Origin of the sequence: Acinetobacter sp. TAC-1, from assembly GCF_029025845.1 — a bacterium.
Taxonomy (GTDB): domain Bacteria; phylum Pseudomonadota; class Gammaproteobacteria; order Pseudomonadales; family Moraxellaceae; genus Acinetobacter; species Acinetobacter guillouiae.
The window spans coordinates 775,521-790,572 of record NZ_CP118892.1 but is presented as its reverse complement, the minus strand read 5'-3'; the positions used below and the strand labels follow the sequence as shown (position 1 = coordinate 790,572).

Here is a 15,052-nt window from a genome sequence, read left to right as displayed (position 1 = left end):
TTAATATAGATTCAAGTTCAATTCTTGCTCAAAAATACAATTTTAACTTTTTAGACACGGCGAACTTTTCGATTTAAAGTCCTTACCCCAAGTACGATATCCTTGGGTATCAATATGATAGCGATTATTACCATAAACACCTAAACCCATTTTATAACTTTTGCCTTCCACTTGCCAAAAATGACACATTTTTTTAAGCAATAATTCGCGATCTTTTTTAATGGTTTCTTTGGGTGATAGCACATGAAAATCAACGGCATAATTACTTAAATGCTTACTTTTTTCCGCCCCACCTATGCATTTATTTAATTCAGGGGCACGATAGATTGCTGAAATCGTATATGTTTTAAAATATTCATTTCGATTTAACTTTTCCACCAATTGCAAACTACTCACCACATTTTTCCAAAAGGCTTTAGGTGGAATGGCAAAACGTTTTGAGTAACACTGTTCTGGCATATAGTTTCGGCTGGTTGTCAGCTCCATCAGACTAGGCGGATGTTTTAAATACTGCGACATAAACTGATAATAATCTGCCAATAATTGGGGGTCTTGTTGCGCCTTCCAAAGCTTGAATTGTTGTTCAATCTGATGATCTGATGATTTTCTTGAAGATGCGGCCTGATCTGCTTTTTTCTCAGATGGCGTACAGGCATTTAATACCAATACACTGATGCAGCAGATCGAAATAACAATATTTTTAAAAATTTTCACAATTTCAGCACACTTATTGTTTTATTTTAAAGGGTAAATATTTAGAAATCTAAACCTATTTATAGGATTTATTAATCATTGACCTAAGTCATTCTAACCAATCTAATCAACTTTAAAGCTGCAATTTACAAAAATCCACAGAGTTAGCAATTTACAACGGACAAAAATGTCCGTTAAATATCAGAATAAAATTTAATGCAATTTCCCCTATGCGTATACGTCAAAAACAAGCGGCACAAAATCGCGAAGATTTGCTTAATGCTGCACTGAAAATATTCCGTAAACAAGGGATTCGTGCGCCATTACAGCTTGTGATTGATGAAGCTGGCGTTGGACGGGCAACCTTTTATCGTAATTTTAAAGATCGCCGTGAGTTGGTCATCGCCTTGATGGAACAAGCATTAACTCGTCTAGATGAACGGGCAAAAAGCTTTTCAGAATATCCTGATGGTTTGATTCGGTTAATTCGCAATCATGTCGAGAATCTGCCTTATCTCACCGCCTTGATGGAATATTGGCGTGTGATTGATCGTAATGACCCAAGTATGGTGGATATTTATCAACGGCGTGACGCAATTCTTCAACCGCTGATTGATCAAGCCATTGCCCATCGAATTTGCCGACCAGATCTTACCCCAAAAGATTATGCGCTAATTACTGGTATTCTAAGGGCTTCCTTTCAAGGGCTAACCGACGAAGAACAAGTTCAACTGGCCACACGTGCAGTTGACTTACTGATTGATGGCATCAAGGCGTAATTGAGGCACTTATGGATAAATCGCCACGTTTACTTGAACCTGCCCCAGATTGGACACCTGAAGAGCGTCCAACCTTACCAGGCTCGCCTGCGGCTATTGCACATCCAACACATAAAAAGCTGATTTATTTTTTTATTGGCCTGTTTGTTGCGATCTCAGGCAGTTTAAGTAATGGTTTTATTACTGCAAATTTACCACTTATTCAGGGTGAATACTCGCTAACGCCTTCAGAGGCTGCATGGATTCCCGCAGCTTATGTGATGGCAAATATTAGTTCCAACATGATTCTGTTTAAAGCTCGGCAACAATATGGGTTACGGCTTTTTTCTGAAATTGGTTTAGTGCTTTTTATTTGTGTGTTGGTGCTGCATATCTTTGTGCACACCTTTGAAATGGCATTGTTTGTCCGTGTGATCAGCGGTTTAGTTGCCGCCCCCCTGAGTTCTTTAGGCATGTACTACATCATGCAGGCCTTTAAACGAGAAAACTTTGGACGAGGAATTTATCTCGCACTGGGCTTTCAGCAATTGGGTATCCCACTGGCATGGATCATTTCCCCATCTCTGGTCGATGTAAATGACTGGATTGTGCTCTATACCTTTGAGTTGGGTTTAGCGATATGTTGTTTGGCTATGGTGGTTTCTTTAAAACTGCCGCGTAGCTTAAGAATCGAAGTCTTTGAAAAACAGGATTTCTTTACTTTTGCCTTACTCGCACCTGGTTTTGCCCTGCTATGTATCGTCCTGACCCAAGGCCCAATCCTTTGGTGGTTTGAAGTCAAATGGTTAGGGTATGCCTTAATTGCAGGATTCAGTCTTATTGTTATCGGACTGACTTATGAACATTACCGTGTCAATCCGCTTATCATTACCCGTTGGCTAGGTTCAGCCACCACACTTAAATTTGTGTTTGGTGCGTTGGCGATTCGCTTGCTAATGTCTGAGCAAAGTTACGCAGCTGTTAACTTTTTAAAAACCATGGGCATGGGACCTGATCAGTTCGTTACCTTGTATAGCGTGATTTTTCTTGGCATTGTGCTCGGCACTGTTTTTAGCGCCATGACCTTTAAAAGAGAGCGCATCTCATGGCAATTGGTCAGTGCTGTGGTCTTGGTTCTTATCGCCTGCGCTCTAGACTATCACCTCACCAGTGATGTACGACCTGTGAATTTTTACCGCAGCCAATTTATCGTTGGCTTTGCCAGTGGTATGTTTATCGGACCATTGTTGCTGACAGGGATTATTAATGCCTTACAAAAAGGTCCATCACACATGGTCACTTTTGTGGTGTTGTTCTCTGCAACACAAAGCTTTGGTGGTTTAATTGGAAATTCATTCTTTTCAACCTATCAACAATTACGCACGCAAAATTATCGGGCTGAAATTGTCAGTGACTTGTCACCCACTGATCCATTGGTGGTGCAACGACTTGCAGCCTATCAGCAAGCAGCCAATAAATATACTTTAGATGCATCACTCGAACAGAACCAAGCTTATCGCAATTTAAACCAGATTGTGACACGAGAAGCGCAAGTGCGTGCCTATAATGATGTGATTGCATTAAATGGAATTTTCGCCATTTTACTGTTGATTTGGAGTAGTTTTAATATTGCTTGGACACGCTATCAACTCAAAAAACAGCAACAGGTCCTCAATAGCAGTTAGACAGATCTCAGGCTATTCCGAAATCAGATGATCCATGATGTCACGCTATGTATTAAAAAATATTTGAGAATTCTTATGTCGCAAGATCAAAAACCAACAGAGCAAGCAGCAGTTACACCACCACAAGCACCTGCAACAGCAGCAGCGCCACCACCATCCAGTAAGCTTATTCCAACAGCGAAAAGAACATTGCTGTTGATGCTCTTGGTCTTGTTGGTGGGGATTGCTGTGATTATGCGCGCATGGAAAATTGGCCCTTTTGATAGCAGCATAGAATCCACCGACAATAGTTATATCAAAGGCAGAACCACAGTTTTATCTTCTCAAATCAATGGTTATGTCAAAGATGTATTGGTGACTGATTTTGACCATGTCAAAAAGGGTCAGCCGTTAATGCATATTGATACCACAACCTATGATCAGAAAGTGACTCAGGCTGAAGCAGGTGTTGATCAGGCCAATACCACTTTAGCCAATCAAACCCAAGCGATTGAACAACGTAAAGCAGATATTGTGGCTGCACAAGCCAAAGTTGAACAAGCCAAAGCAAGTTATGAACTTTCAACAGCACAACTCAATCGTTATCAACAATTAGGAAATACTGGCGCAACCTCTAAAACAGAACAAGACAAAGCGGCTGCGGATGTAAAAAATAATTTAGCCTTACTCAAACAAGCGGAAGCCAATGTATTGGTTGCTCAAGAAGCATTAAAAACAGCTCAAGTGGCTCAATCGGGCTTAAAAGCACAAGTCACCAATGCCAAGGCACAATTTGATCAAGCGGTAACGACAAAAGACTACAGCGTGATTGCAGCACCGATGGATGGACAGTTGGGCGAAGTTACTCCTCGTGTGGGACAATATGTTGCAGCTGGTACCCAGTTAATGTATCTAATTCCGCAACAAACCTGGGTGATTGCCAATTTCAAAGAAACACAAATTGCCGATATGCACATCGGGCAAAAAGCAACATTTACGGTAGATGCTATGAAACATCAAAAATTTACTGGCCGTATTGAACAGATTTCACCTGCTGCAGGTGCTGAGTTTAGTGTGCTTAAGCCTGACAACACCACAGGTAATTTTACCAAGGTCGTACAGCGTATTTCTGTGCGGATTGCTATTGATCCCAATCAAAAAGGTTTAGAATTTTTACGACCGGGGATGTCTGTGGTGACTTCCGTCGATACCAGCACTCAATGATCCGCCTAAGTGAAAAGCTTACGTTAAAAAGGCTTGAGTTAAAACCTAGAAATTTATCCCCAATAATAGACATGAAACTCAATCAAACCTGTCTTGCTTTACAGGTTTGATTAGAATATCTTGAACAGGCTTAATTCAAAGCAAAGCTACTCATATACCCCCATTCAGTTAAAAAATCAGCATGTTTGATCATATTGCCCAAACTATTCCCTACCAAAGTTTAGATTTTGCTGGATCTGTTCAACTTACAGTTAAACGGCTTGATCTAATCCATCCACAAATTTCTGGCAATAAATTTTTTAAACTCAAATATAATTTGATTGAAGCACGTCAGCTTGGCCTAAAACAGATGCTGACGTTCGGTGGTGCCTATTCCAATCATATCGCTGCCACAGCCTATGCAGCACAGTTATTTGGATTTAAAAGCATCGGGATCATTCGGGGCGAGGAGTTAGCGCATAAACCGCTCAACCCTACTCTAACGACAGCACAGCAGTTGGGCATGCAGCTAGTTTTTGTTTCACGTGAAAAATATAGACAAAAAAATAATCATGACTGGATCGATGAATTAACACAACATTATCCAAACACTTATATTATTCCTGAAGGTGGAACTAATGAGCTTGCTATACAAGGTTGTCAGGAAATTTTAACGCCAGAAGATTTAAATCATTATGATGTGATTTGCTGTGCGGTAGGAACAGGTGGCACAATCACTGGGCTGATTAACGCCAGTTCATCACAGCAGGAAATTTTAGGATTTTCAGCACTTAAAGGTGATTTTTTACAACAAGATGTCAGTCAACTCACCCATAAAAGCAATTGGAAAATACTGGATGATTATTGTTTTGGAGGTTATGCCAAAACCACAGTTGAATTAGTTAGCTTTATAAACAACTTTGAGCAGCAATATCGCATTCCGCTTGAACAGATTTATACTGGGAAAATGTTTTATGGGATTTTTGATTTAATTTCAAAAGGTTACTTTAAAGAAAATGCAAAAATCTTGATTCTGCATAGTGGTGGCTTGCAAGGACGTAGCTAAACCCTACCTATTTATAATTGTCCTGAAAATTACTTTAAATTTGTCTATAATCCCCTGCTCAAAGTTTCCATGAGTGTGATATGTCTTCTAACCAATATGATGTGATTGTCCTCGGCGCGGGTGCTTCAGGTTTAATGCTTGCGGCAAAAGCAGCTGCCCGTGGTCGTAAAGTCTTAGTGGTTGAGAAAGCCAATAAAATTGGTAAAAAAATCCTCATGTCAGGTGGTGGTAAATGTAACTTCACCAATCTTTATGTCGAACCTGAAAATTTTATTTCACATAACCCACATTTTGTCATCTCTGCCCTGACGCGTTATACCAATTGGGACTTTATTGGGATGGTCTGTGAATATGGCATTGACTATGAAGAACGCAAACATGGACAACTGTTTACCTTAAATGGCGCAAAAGAAATCTTAAGCATGCTACTCAACGAATGTGAAAAAACACATCATGTTGAGATTAAAACCAGCTGTGAAGTCAAAGCGATCAACACAGTTGACGATCAGACTTTTCAAGTCGCCACCAATTTAGGCTATTTTCAGGCTGAATCGGTTGTTGTTGCATCAGGAGGCTTATCTATTCCAACATTGGGTGGCTCTGGCATCGGCTATGAGATTGCCAAACAATTTGGTCACCACATCTATCCTACACGCGCAGGTTTAGTTCCCTTCACTTTTTCAGATCAATTTAAAGAAGTTACCACTCGTTTAAGCGGCAATGCGGTTGAAGCAACGCTATCTAACGAACTGATCGCATTTACTGAAGCATTGTTGTTTACACATCGTGGCTTAAGTGGTCCAAGCTCATTACAACTTTCAAATTATTGGAATGCAGGACAAGCATTCCATATTAACTTTTTACCAAGTCTTGAGCTGTTTGATTTTTTAAAGCGCAAAAAGCAAAGCCAACCTAAGGTGTTAATCAGAACCTTACTGACTGAACTTTTACCGAAAAGTGTAGTGATTGAACTACAAAATCTCATTTGGTCCGAGTGGGCTGAAACGGCGATTGGGCAATTAAGTGATGAAAAACTTGAAACGATTGCCAATAAACTACAGCAATTTGAAGTCAAACCCTCTGGTACTGAAGGCTATCGGACTGCAGAAGTCACTTTAGGCGGTGTTGACACCACTGAAGTTTCATCAAAAACCATGGAAAGTAAAAAACAAAAAGGTTTATTTTTTATAGGTGAGATCTTAGATGTGACTGGTCATTTAGGTGGGTTTAATTTTCAGTGGGCATGGGCTTCAGCACATGCCGCTTCAGAATATGTTTAATTTAAACTGATTAATAGATAGAAAGCTTATTCTAAATAATCTGTTTTAAATAAGATAAGTTGGTTCTGGATTTGCTGCTTCTGGGTCACTCGTTGAATCGCCAAATCCATCGACTTTAGATCATGGTTTTTTGCAAATAACGACTGATGAATTTTGTGTAAAAAATAGATGATCTTCATTTCAATTCCTTTGAAAATGATATTTATCAGATGAGTGAGTTTTATATTGCCTACATATTCACCCATTCAATCTAGACAATAAATCATCTGATGTCTATCTATTTTCTATAAAAAAACCGATAAAATTCATGCTTTGTAAACACAATCACTCTTGAGATTTGTTTTGAGATTCATGTTGTTGCTTAACAATTTCGGACGGTTGCTTTTTCGGTTTTGCAAACACAAACTTATAAGCACTTGCTAAAAACCCTACAGTGATTCCTGCAATCACAATGGGTGCAATGAAATTATTTGGCTTTTTCTTAGACATCTCTATTCCCTCTCACTTTTGACCTAAAAATAAAAAGATCGATCAAGCATCAATCCTGATCGATCTTTAAAAGAATTTAAATGTTAATTCGGGTCATCTTTGTCCTGTTTCAATGAATCAGTAAGTGACTTGTACTCATTTTCAATCGCAGGGGTATCTGCGGTTACTTGCGTAGCGTCTGTACCGCTTGGCTGTGATGGATAAGTATTTTCTTGCTTTAAAGGATTCGGTTGACTTGCCTCTTTCTTGGCTTTATCGATTAAATCCGTTAAAACGCGTTCTGCAGGTTGACGTCCACCTAGGCCAAAAGCCAATGCAAAAGCAACTGCCACAGAACCCAAGGTTAAGCCAAAAGCAAGATTAACGATCGAATCGGCAATTCCCATGGCTTTTAAACCCATTGCAATCACCAGCCCCATGATCAAAACACGAACCAAGTTGCCTAACCATCTTGAGCTATTGTACTCACCACGTTGCACCACATTCGCCACGATATTGGCCAACCAGAAACCGATCACCAAAATCACTGCGCCTAACAAAATGTTGGCACCAAAGTAAATAAACATTGAAATCAAATGACTAACTTGCTCAAAGCCCAGTCGATTTGCCGCTTCAGAAACAGCAAATAACATGGTAAAGAAAACAATCAGATAACCAATGATACAAGAAACTTTCGTGTCACCTAAAAAGCGTTGTAAATCTAATTTTGCAGGAATTTCATCAACACCCGTTCCAGCAACAACTTCTGAAACCAAACGCCCCACAAAACGAGATACCACATAGGCCACAATTAAAATTAATCCAGCTGCAATAATATGTGGAATTGCATACATGATTTCGCCCAGCATTGCGGTTGCTGGTTGTGAAATAGCTTGTATACCAAGTGCTTCAAAAGCCACAATTAACGCAGTAATCATGACAACGGCAAAAACAAAAGAGCCTAAAAACTTCGCTAAACCTTGGTTTGAGTTTTTAAATAGCCCTACTTTTTCTATTTGAGTTTGTAAATTTAGACTGTTGATTAAACCCTCAACAATCCCGCGCAGGATTTTTGCCAAGATATAACCGACAAAAACGATGACACCCGCAATGAAAATATTTGGTATATAAGAGACTGCTTCATTCAGCATGTTCTGCACTGGAAGCAATAAGCCTTGCAAACCTAAAATTGATAATACAATTGGTAGGAACAGCAATAAAATTAGCCAGTACACAATATCAGCGATATTCTGACTGATCGGACTGACCCCAACATCGGCACTTAATTTCTCATCAAGTTGAGTCCGATCCAAAGCTTTTTTCAAGCCGACTTTAACCAGATTTGCCACAATCCAACCAATAAACCCAATGGCGACGGCAGCCAGTAATTGTGGAATAAACAATAAGAATTGCTGAATCATCAAACTAAATGGGCTGCTTACGCTGGTAAGATTCAGCACATTTAATGCACCAATCACCGCGATCACCATCACCACCCAAAAAACAATTCGAGAAACAATACTTTCAATATTTGAACGATGACCTGTTGCTGAAGACAATTTTGTATTTGTACCTAGTTTTTCTAGGATTTTTTTAATTCCTGCTGCAACAATTAGTGCAATAATCCATCCCACAATAAGGATGGCAACAGCGGCGAGAATCGGGTGGAATTGATCCCAATAATACATGGCATCAAATCTCCCCCTTGTTTGTAAAATTTCATTCATTTTTTATTTCCTCAAGTTATAGATTTATAACAATCTGAGCGTGCTCAAATGACTTTAAGCAACATTCTTTATTTGAATTGGATACTTGATGAATTACTCTTCTACTTTATCTATTGCTTATATAACGAGCAAATTTAACTGCATAAATACAACAAAAGCATGCAAAAATGAAAAACTCCAGCTTTGCAGCTAGAGTTTGTCTGATCAATATAATCTTTATAAATGATTATGGGATTAAACCCAGTCGGCGATCATGTAAACAAGCAAGGAAACAAGAAATAACCCCACAAGAATAAGCATATAAATGGGTAAGCGATTCTTATGCGTTATATCTTCAGTACTTGTTACATAAGATGGTTTATTGAAATCGTGTTTCATGACGTCCACCTCCATCGAATTGATGTATTTTTATACTAACAGGCTATTTATGATCTGTGTGTAAAAATATTTTAAGCAAAAGTAAATTTTATTTCGAGCAGTTCTTGAAAGATAAATGAGCTATAATATGTACCCCATTTTTTGGCTATTGTAGATATGGCTTATCAACGACAAAGTGTCGAGTTGGACTTGGACACTGATGTCACGCATCAATGCTTCACACATACCTCAAGAGATGACCATCTCATTGGAATTATTGAATTTAATAAGCCTAGTTATATTCTAAAATGGGGTGATTTAGAGTATTTCCGTCGCCGTACAGATGAATTATCCGTTATGCCGTTCCCAGAATGTATCAATGCGATGATTATTGATATTCGCAATATTGTGCCATTTCTGGATAACGAAGTTCCAATCGTGCCATGGCGCTTACTTGAAGAAGACTGCCCGATACGACTTGTTGTGCCTCAAGATCGTTTAGAACATTATGCAGGGATCTTTGAACCAACGTGGTTAACCACAGACATTGAAATTGCCATTCAAGAATTACGCGAATTTATGGATATGTTCGTACACTAACAGCATATCCATAGCTTAAAAAATAAGATTTATTTTTTGCTTATTTGTATTGACGCAGATTTCATCAATGACTTTGATTTCTCAAAGTAAAGTCAACAATTTAAACAGATCATTGACCAAACATTTTAGCTGCCATACGCTGCGCTTGCTTTCCATAAAACCAATAGGTAATTAAATATAAAGGGATTGCCAACATCAGCAACATGATCAATGCAGTGAGCAAAAATTGAGTATTTTGCAGATACATCACAAAAGTTTTCCACACGTCTGGATCATTCTGAGAAAAAAACCAAACACCCGCAAATACCCCAAGTAAATTATAGCCCCAAAATATTGCGGTATAACCAAGGGTCAGTTTTTTACGCTCTTGGTCTGTAGGCGCACGACGTTGTTGTTTGAGAAAACGATATAACACGATAATCATCGCAATCAAATAAGGTATTGCGGTTAACACGCCAGCAATTTCATTGGGCAATAATGCAGCCAATACACCTGCAACCATGGTCAAGACTAAACAAAGCAGCAAAAACCACAAAAAATATTTGTTTAAAGACACCATGACGACAGCCTAGATTGCATAAAGAACAATATTATAATTTTTTTTCAACTTTTTTTCATTTTCTTGTCAACCAATTTGAAACTGCTGTCGTTATATAAGTATAAGGTCTGCAGCAACCAAATTGATTGCACGGCATCCGCAAAGAAATTTGGAGACCTTCTCTCAGAGAAACTAAAAACTTATGCTTCTTAAGATTCAACTTAGCAGCCTGAATCTTTATAACGAAGTATTTTGGCCGACGATTTACTCATCACTCGAATCGTCGGCTTTTGTTTTTCTGGTATTTGTGTTTTTATCGTTTCTGCTTTGACCACGTGTATGTGTATCGCGTACTTGTTCTAACAATACAATCTCTTAGAACCTGTCAATTTCCTCATACTTGAATAAAAAATACAGATCGTCTTTGATTCGATAAAACAAAATTCACTTTTGTCTTGTAAATCAACAAGACGATCTCATGTTCAGTATTGGTATAAGCTTAAATTTGTTTCATCTTGAACTGTTGAGCCACTTTTAAAATTGCCATAAATCCAGCCACAGTAAAAGCCAACATCAAAATTCCCATATTGAATAAATGATTCCATACAAGAAAATTCAATACCACACCACCCAATAAGCCACACGCAAATTGCATACTGCCCATAATTGCACTTGCAGTTCCTGCTCTTGAGCCTTGTTCAGACATCGCCAATGCCATCGCATTCGGTCCAGTAAAACCAATCCCTGAAACAGAGAAAAATAAACCCAACATGACAATCGCCAATGGTGCATCAGACATGAAACCTGCGCTGACAATAATCAATGCGCCTGTAACCTGAATCAAACCACCAATTTTCAAGCGCAGGATCACCGAGAGTTTGTTGGCTAAACGCTTATTGATAGAAGACAGTAAAATGATACCAAAAGCATTAAAACCAAAGGCAATAGCAAACTGTTGCTGAGTTAAATGATAACCATCCATCAACACTGCTGCCGCGGAACTGATATAACAAAATAGTGCTGCACCAGTAAAACAACCTGCCAACATTGGAAAGCGAAAGCTTCGATCTTTAAAAATACAAGCATATAAAATAAACACTTGTTTAAAGTTGAGATGCAGCCTGCGTTCTGGTGCGAGTGTTTCCTTAAATAAAAAGTGTACACAAAACAAGCAGAACAAACCAATCACAAACAAGGCGATAAAGACGCCTTGCCAACTAAAGAATTGTAGAATGGCGGCACCCAAAGTTGGAGCAAGAATTGGGGCAATCCCCATCACAATCATCATACTGGAAAAAGCTTGCGCTGAACCTTGTACATCTAAACGATCTCGAATTGCAGCCCGTGCCATCACCACCCCCACACAGCCCCCTAAGGCTTGTAAAACGCGTGCGGCAATCAACGACCAATGATCAGGTGCTAAAACACACAGCAAGCTGGCAAAAGCAAACAGGGTCATACCAAAATAAAGCGGTTTCTTACGCCCGATACGGTCACTGATTGGACCATAAATCAATTGACCAACAGCAAGACCAAAAAAATATGCAGGCAAGGTATTGGCGATCTGCTGGGTTGTCACATTAAAGTCTTGCGCCATTTGTGGCAATGCTGGCAAATACATATCAATGGATAAGGGACCCAAAGAAGTAAATAAAGCCAAAAGCATAATCCAGCCCGTTGAATACTGCTGACCCACGTTTTTTTCAGACATAGATGGTTTATAATTCGATAAGGAATGTTGCAGACAAGTTTACACTGTCCATTGTATGATTTGTCACAAAGATAAGTGAAAAGCCATATAAGTCAAATCGCATTGCCCAAGTACATAACACCCTATTGATTTAACAAGGATTTCCTTTGAACACTTGGCTGTTAAAACTCAGAAAAGCAACCTACAACACAAGTTTCATGTATAACTTGAGAATGATCATTGCCTTCACAGGGACTGCATTTGTACCTTATCTGTTGGGACAGCAGTTAATGACCATTCCACTGACCTTAGGGGTGGTTGCAGCAGGTCTCAGTGATATAGACGATCGCTTCTCTGTACGTATCATGAATTTGATCTATACCTATATCGGATTCTTTATCACCGCTGCCTCAGTGAGCCTGCTCTTTCCATACCCTATTCTGTTTGCCTTAGGTTTGATTGTTTCTTGTATTGGTTGGATTCTATTGGGTTCTTTGGGACGTCGCTATGCCACCATTTCTTATGGCTGTTTGGTGGTCTCTGTGTATTCCATGCTTGGGGTGCATTTATTTGATCAATGGTATATCCAGCCAAGTCTATTGGTGATTGGTGCAATTTGGTATGGGCTTATTTCAACCATCAGTTTTTTACTGTTCCCGGTACGGCAAGTTCAAGACAAATTGTCTCAATGTTTTTCATCATTAGGTAATTTTCTGTTTTCCAAATCCAATTTGTTTGATGTCGATATGACACCGACCAGCTATCAAGACAGTATGATTAGTTTGTCTATGGAAAATGGACAGCTCATCAGCATTTTTAATGATATGCGTACCGCCTTGTTGACGCGTTTAAAAGGTGACCGAGGACAACGTGATACGCGTCGTAGTTTACAATATTACTTTGTTGCACAAGATATTCATGAACGGGCCGATTCGGCACATATTGATTATCAAAAGCTGGCCAAAATGTTTGAACATAGCGATGTGTTATTTCGTTTCCAACGTATTTTAGCGCTGCAAGGTAAAGCCTGTAAGGATTTGAGTGATAGCATTTTACACCGCACCACCTACCAGCATAATGTCCGTTTTGAGCATGCTTTTAAAAACCTCAGATACTCGCTGGATAAACTCAAAAAAGAAGAAAATTATGACTTAATTTGGGTCAATTCACTGTTTGCGCTTTATCAAAACTTAAAGTCGATTGATGCCCAATTACAAAATCTCGAAACTGAACGCCATATAAAATACGATCAAAGTAAAAATTTCGAAAACCAACTTAAAGATGATGACCTCAAAGGTTGGGATGATATTGTCATTCGAATCAAACAAAATTTAACCCCTGAGTCTGTACTTTTTAGACATGCAATTCGCGTTTCGATTGTTTTGTTTATTGGCTATGTTTTTGTGCAACTCACCAATATTGAATACGGTTACTGGATTCTATTAACCGCACTGTTTGTCAGCCAACCAAACTTTAATGCGACCAAACGACGTTTGAGATTACGGATTATTGGAACCTTAGGCGGCATTATTTTAGGTTATGCAATTTTGTATTTTGTGCCCTCTATTGAAGGACAACTCTTATTACTCGTACTTAGTGGTGTATTGTTTTTTGATTTACGCAGTAAACAATATGCCCAAGCCACTGCCTTTATTACCATCATGGCGCTGATCAATTTTAACTTGGATGGGCTTGGCTATGAGGCAGCGCTACCTCGTATGATTGATACAGTGATTGGCTGTGCCCTCGCCTGGTTCGGTGTCAGCTTTATTTTCCCTGACTGGAAGTTCCGTCGTTTACCCCGCACCATTCAACGTTCACTTGAAGCTCAATGCAATTATTTGGCCAATGTTGTCGCTCAATATCATCAGGGGCGCAATAATAGTTTAGAGTATCGAATTGTTCGTCGTGCTGCACATAATCGGGATGCAGATGTTGCCTCTCTGATTTCAACCCTTGCCACTGAACCAGATTTCGATCCAAGTCAAAAAAGTTTAGCTTTTGAGTTCTTATGTCTAAATCATACCTTTCTTAGCTATATCGCAGCACTCGGCGCACATCGTGAGCAAGTGAAAGACCAACAAGTGCTTAATCTATTGGATCAAGCTTTAGATGATATCTCTGGGGCTTTATTACGGGATGAAATGCCTGATTTAACCGCGCATAATATGTTGAAAGCTATTCGTACCCGTTTAAGCCAATCCGAGTCAGAAGACTCTAAATCACTCATTATTCTTCAACAATTGTCATTAATGTTCAGTATTTTAAAGCAACTGAGTAGCTTGAAACAGAATTTAAGCCATGAACGAGATGATCAATCTACTGAATTGGCTTCTTTATAAATCTGCATCAAAATTGCATCGTTATTTGGTACAATAGGTGCACTAAATCTTGAGATTTAGTGCTAAACTCTGACTAGATTTACATACATTACTGACACTATGACTGCCAAGAATATTTACGCTTATACCTTACAACCTGTTCCGTACGAAGTTTCGGAAGCCGAACAACGCGGCGCTCAACTTGCAATTTGGCGTAGTACCAATAAAATTGGGATTAAAGCTTGGGCAATCATGGGTGTAGCAGTCATACTCTCATTACTTGGCATCGCTTTAATTAAAAACTATTCAACCATTATTTTTTGGGTGGTTCTTGCTGCGGTTGCCATCTATCTTTTGGTTCGCAAATTCGGTCTTGAATGGTATGTAAAACGCAAGATGAATGAATTTCCAGTTCAGGAAATCAAAGGTGTAAAATTAGGTGTACAGCCAAGTGGCATTGTGATGCGTCAACAAATGGGTGTACAAGAAGGTGTTGGAACCGTGGCTTGGAAAGACATTTATGAATGGTACAACACCCCTGAATTCTTACTGGTAAACTTTAAAGTGAAAGGCCAACAAGGCGCATATATTCTACCTAAACGTATGGATAGCAAGAATTTTCCCTTTGAAACACTGCGTAAACATTTAAAAGAAGTTGTTGGTGAACCCAAGACACTTTAATTTAAA

The 15,052-nt window shown here is 39.1% G+C and carries 14 protein-coding genes; 8 read left to right on the top strand and 6 right to left on the bottom strand.

The features are described 5' to 3' along the window. Nucleotides 1–42 precede the first annotated feature (42 nt). Complete coding sequence (locus PYV58_RS03780) at nt 43–714, bottom strand: D-Ala-D-Ala carboxypeptidase family metallohydrolase (RefSeq protein WP_004723753.1); 672 nt, start codon at nt 712–714, stop codon at nt 43–45. Nucleotides 715–923: 209 nt separating this feature from the next. On the opposite strand from PYV58_RS03780, the gene PYV58_RS03775 reads away from it, so the two are divergent. The 5 genes from PYV58_RS03775 to PYV58_RS03755 all read left to right on the top strand — a co-directional run bounded on the left by PYV58_RS03775 (nt 924) and on the right by PYV58_RS03755 (nt 6,664). After that, nucleotides 924–1,472, top strand: a complete 549-nt coding sequence (locus tag PYV58_RS03775) for a TetR/AcrR family transcriptional regulator (protein ID WP_034613789.1) — start codon at nt 924–926, stop codon at nt 1,470–1,472. An 11-nt stretch (nt 1,473–1,483) separates the two neighbouring features. Next, a complete protein-coding gene (locus PYV58_RS03770) occupies nt 1,484–3,136 on the top strand; it encodes an MFS transporter (protein ID WP_034613787.1) in 1,653 nt (550 codons plus the stop codon). Nucleotides 3,137–3,211: 75 nt separating this feature from the next. Next, nucleotides 3,212–4,339 carry an HlyD family secretion protein gene (locus PYV58_RS03765; RefSeq protein WP_034613784.1) on the top strand — a complete coding sequence of 376 codons (1,128 nt, stop codon included), beginning with the start codon at nt 3,212–3,214 and terminating at the stop codon, nt 4,337–4,339. Between the two features lie 181 nt (nt 4,340–4,520). Further along, nucleotides 4,521–5,384, top strand: a complete 864-nt coding sequence (locus tag PYV58_RS03760) for a pyridoxal-phosphate dependent enzyme (protein WP_034613781.1) — start codon at nt 4,521–4,523, stop codon at nt 5,382–5,384. A gap of 80 nt (nt 5,385–5,464) precedes the next feature. Continuing rightward, nucleotides 5,465–6,664, top strand: a complete 1,200-nt coding sequence (locus PYV58_RS03755) for an NAD(P)/FAD-dependent oxidoreductase (RefSeq protein WP_004817673.1) — start codon at nt 5,465–5,467, stop codon at nt 6,662–6,664. Between the two features lie 26 nt (nt 6,665–6,690). On the opposite strand, the gene PYV58_RS03750 is transcribed toward PYV58_RS03755, so the two are convergent. From PYV58_RS03750 to PYV58_RS03740, 3 genes are all read right to left on the bottom strand, one after another. After that, complete coding sequence (locus tag PYV58_RS03750) at nt 6,691–6,843, bottom strand: hypothetical protein (RefSeq protein ID WP_004723764.1); 153 nt, start codon at nt 6,841–6,843, stop codon at nt 6,691–6,693. A 145-nt stretch (nt 6,844–6,988) separates the two neighbouring features. Beyond that, complete coding sequence (locus PYV58_RS03745; RefSeq protein WP_004723765.1) at nt 6,989–7,153, bottom strand: hypothetical protein; 165 nt, start codon at nt 7,151–7,153, stop codon at nt 6,989–6,991. An 83-nt stretch (nt 7,154–7,236) separates the two neighbouring features. Then, complete coding sequence (locus PYV58_RS03740; RefSeq protein WP_034613779.1) at nt 7,237–8,859, bottom strand: mechanosensitive ion channel; 1,623 nt, start codon at nt 8,857–8,859, stop codon at nt 7,237–7,239. Nucleotides 8,860–9,393: 534 nt separating this feature from the next. Between PYV58_RS03740 and PYV58_RS03730 the strand changes: the two genes are divergently transcribed. Further along, the gene (locus PYV58_RS03730; RefSeq protein WP_004817681.1) at nt 9,394–9,816 is read left to right on the top strand and encodes a hypothetical protein; all 423 of its coding nucleotides are present in this window, start codon (nt 9,394–9,396) and stop codon (nt 9,814–9,816) included. Between the two features lie 109 nt (nt 9,817–9,925). Here PYV58_RS03730 and PYV58_RS03725 read toward each other — a convergent pair whose 3' ends face one another. Together PYV58_RS03725 and PYV58_RS03720 are read right to left on the bottom strand one after the other, a co-directional pair. Beyond that, complete coding sequence (locus tag PYV58_RS03725; protein WP_034613776.1) at nt 9,926–10,375, bottom strand: ABZJ_00895 family protein; 450 nt, start codon at nt 10,373–10,375, stop codon at nt 9,926–9,928. A 478-nt stretch (nt 10,376–10,853) separates the two neighbouring features. After that, nucleotides 10,854–12,065 carry a multidrug effflux MFS transporter gene (locus PYV58_RS03720; protein ID WP_034613774.1) on the bottom strand — a complete coding sequence of 404 codons (1,212 nt, stop codon included), beginning with the start codon at nt 12,063–12,065 and terminating at the stop codon, nt 10,854–10,856. Between the two features lie 146 nt (nt 12,066–12,211). On the opposite strand from PYV58_RS03720, the gene yccS reads away from it, so the two are divergent. Further along, on the top strand, nt 12,212–14,386 hold the full coding sequence (yccS, locus tag PYV58_RS03715; RefSeq protein ID WP_081401510.1) for a YccS family putative transporter: 2,175 nt from the start codon (nt 12,212–12,214) through the stop codon (nt 14,384–14,386). 99 nt (nt 14,387–14,485) lie between these two features. Beyond that, complete coding sequence (locus tag PYV58_RS03710; RefSeq protein ID WP_004817689.1) at nt 14,486–15,046, top strand: YcxB family protein; 561 nt, start codon at nt 14,486–14,488, stop codon at nt 15,044–15,046. Nucleotides 15,047–15,052: the final 6 nt, after the last annotated feature.

What these genes read in the sequence shown, in the direction of transcription:
- PYV58_RS03775 (WP_034613789.1), top strand. Translation starts at nt 924, where the DNA reads ATGCGTATACGTCAAAAACAAGCGGCACAAAATCGCGAAGATTTGCTT.
- PYV58_RS03770 (WP_034613787.1), top strand. Translation starts at nt 1,484, where the DNA reads ATGGATAAATCGCCACGTTTACTTGAACCTGCCCCAGATTGGACACCT.
- PYV58_RS03755 (WP_004817673.1), top strand. Translation starts at nt 5,465, where the DNA reads ATGTCTTCTAACCAATATGATGTGATTGTCCTCGGCGCGGGTGCTTCA.
- PYV58_RS03710 (WP_004817689.1), top strand. Translation starts at nt 14,486, where the DNA reads ATGACTGCCAAGAATATTTACGCTTATACCTTACAACCTGTTCCGTAC.
- PYV58_RS03750 (WP_004723764.1), bottom strand. Translation starts at nt 6,843, where the DNA reads ATGAAGATCATCTATTTTTTACACAAAATTCATCAGTCGTTATTTGCA.
- PYV58_RS03765 (WP_034613784.1), top strand. Translation starts at nt 3,212, where the DNA reads ATGTCGCAAGATCAAAAACCAACAGAGCAAGCAGCAGTTACACCACCA.
- PYV58_RS03730 (WP_004817681.1), top strand. Translation starts at nt 9,394, where the DNA reads ATGGCTTATCAACGACAAAGTGTCGAGTTGGACTTGGACACTGATGTC.
- PYV58_RS03740 (WP_034613779.1), bottom strand. Translation starts at nt 8,859, where the DNA reads ATGAATGAAATTTTACAAACAAGGGGGAGATTTGATGCCATGTATTAT.
- PYV58_RS03760 (WP_034613781.1), top strand. Translation starts at nt 4,521, where the DNA reads ATGTTTGATCATATTGCCCAAACTATTCCCTACCAAAGTTTAGATTTT.
- PYV58_RS03725 (WP_034613776.1), bottom strand. Translation starts at nt 10,375, where the DNA reads ATGGTGTCTTTAAACAAATATTTTTTGTGGTTTTTGCTGCTTTGTTTA.
- PYV58_RS03745 (WP_004723765.1), bottom strand. Translation starts at nt 7,153, where the DNA reads ATGTCTAAGAAAAAGCCAAATAATTTCATTGCACCCATTGTGATTGCA.
- PYV58_RS03720 (WP_034613774.1), bottom strand. Translation starts at nt 12,065, where the DNA reads ATGTCTGAAAAAAACGTGGGTCAGCAGTATTCAACGGGCTGGATTATG.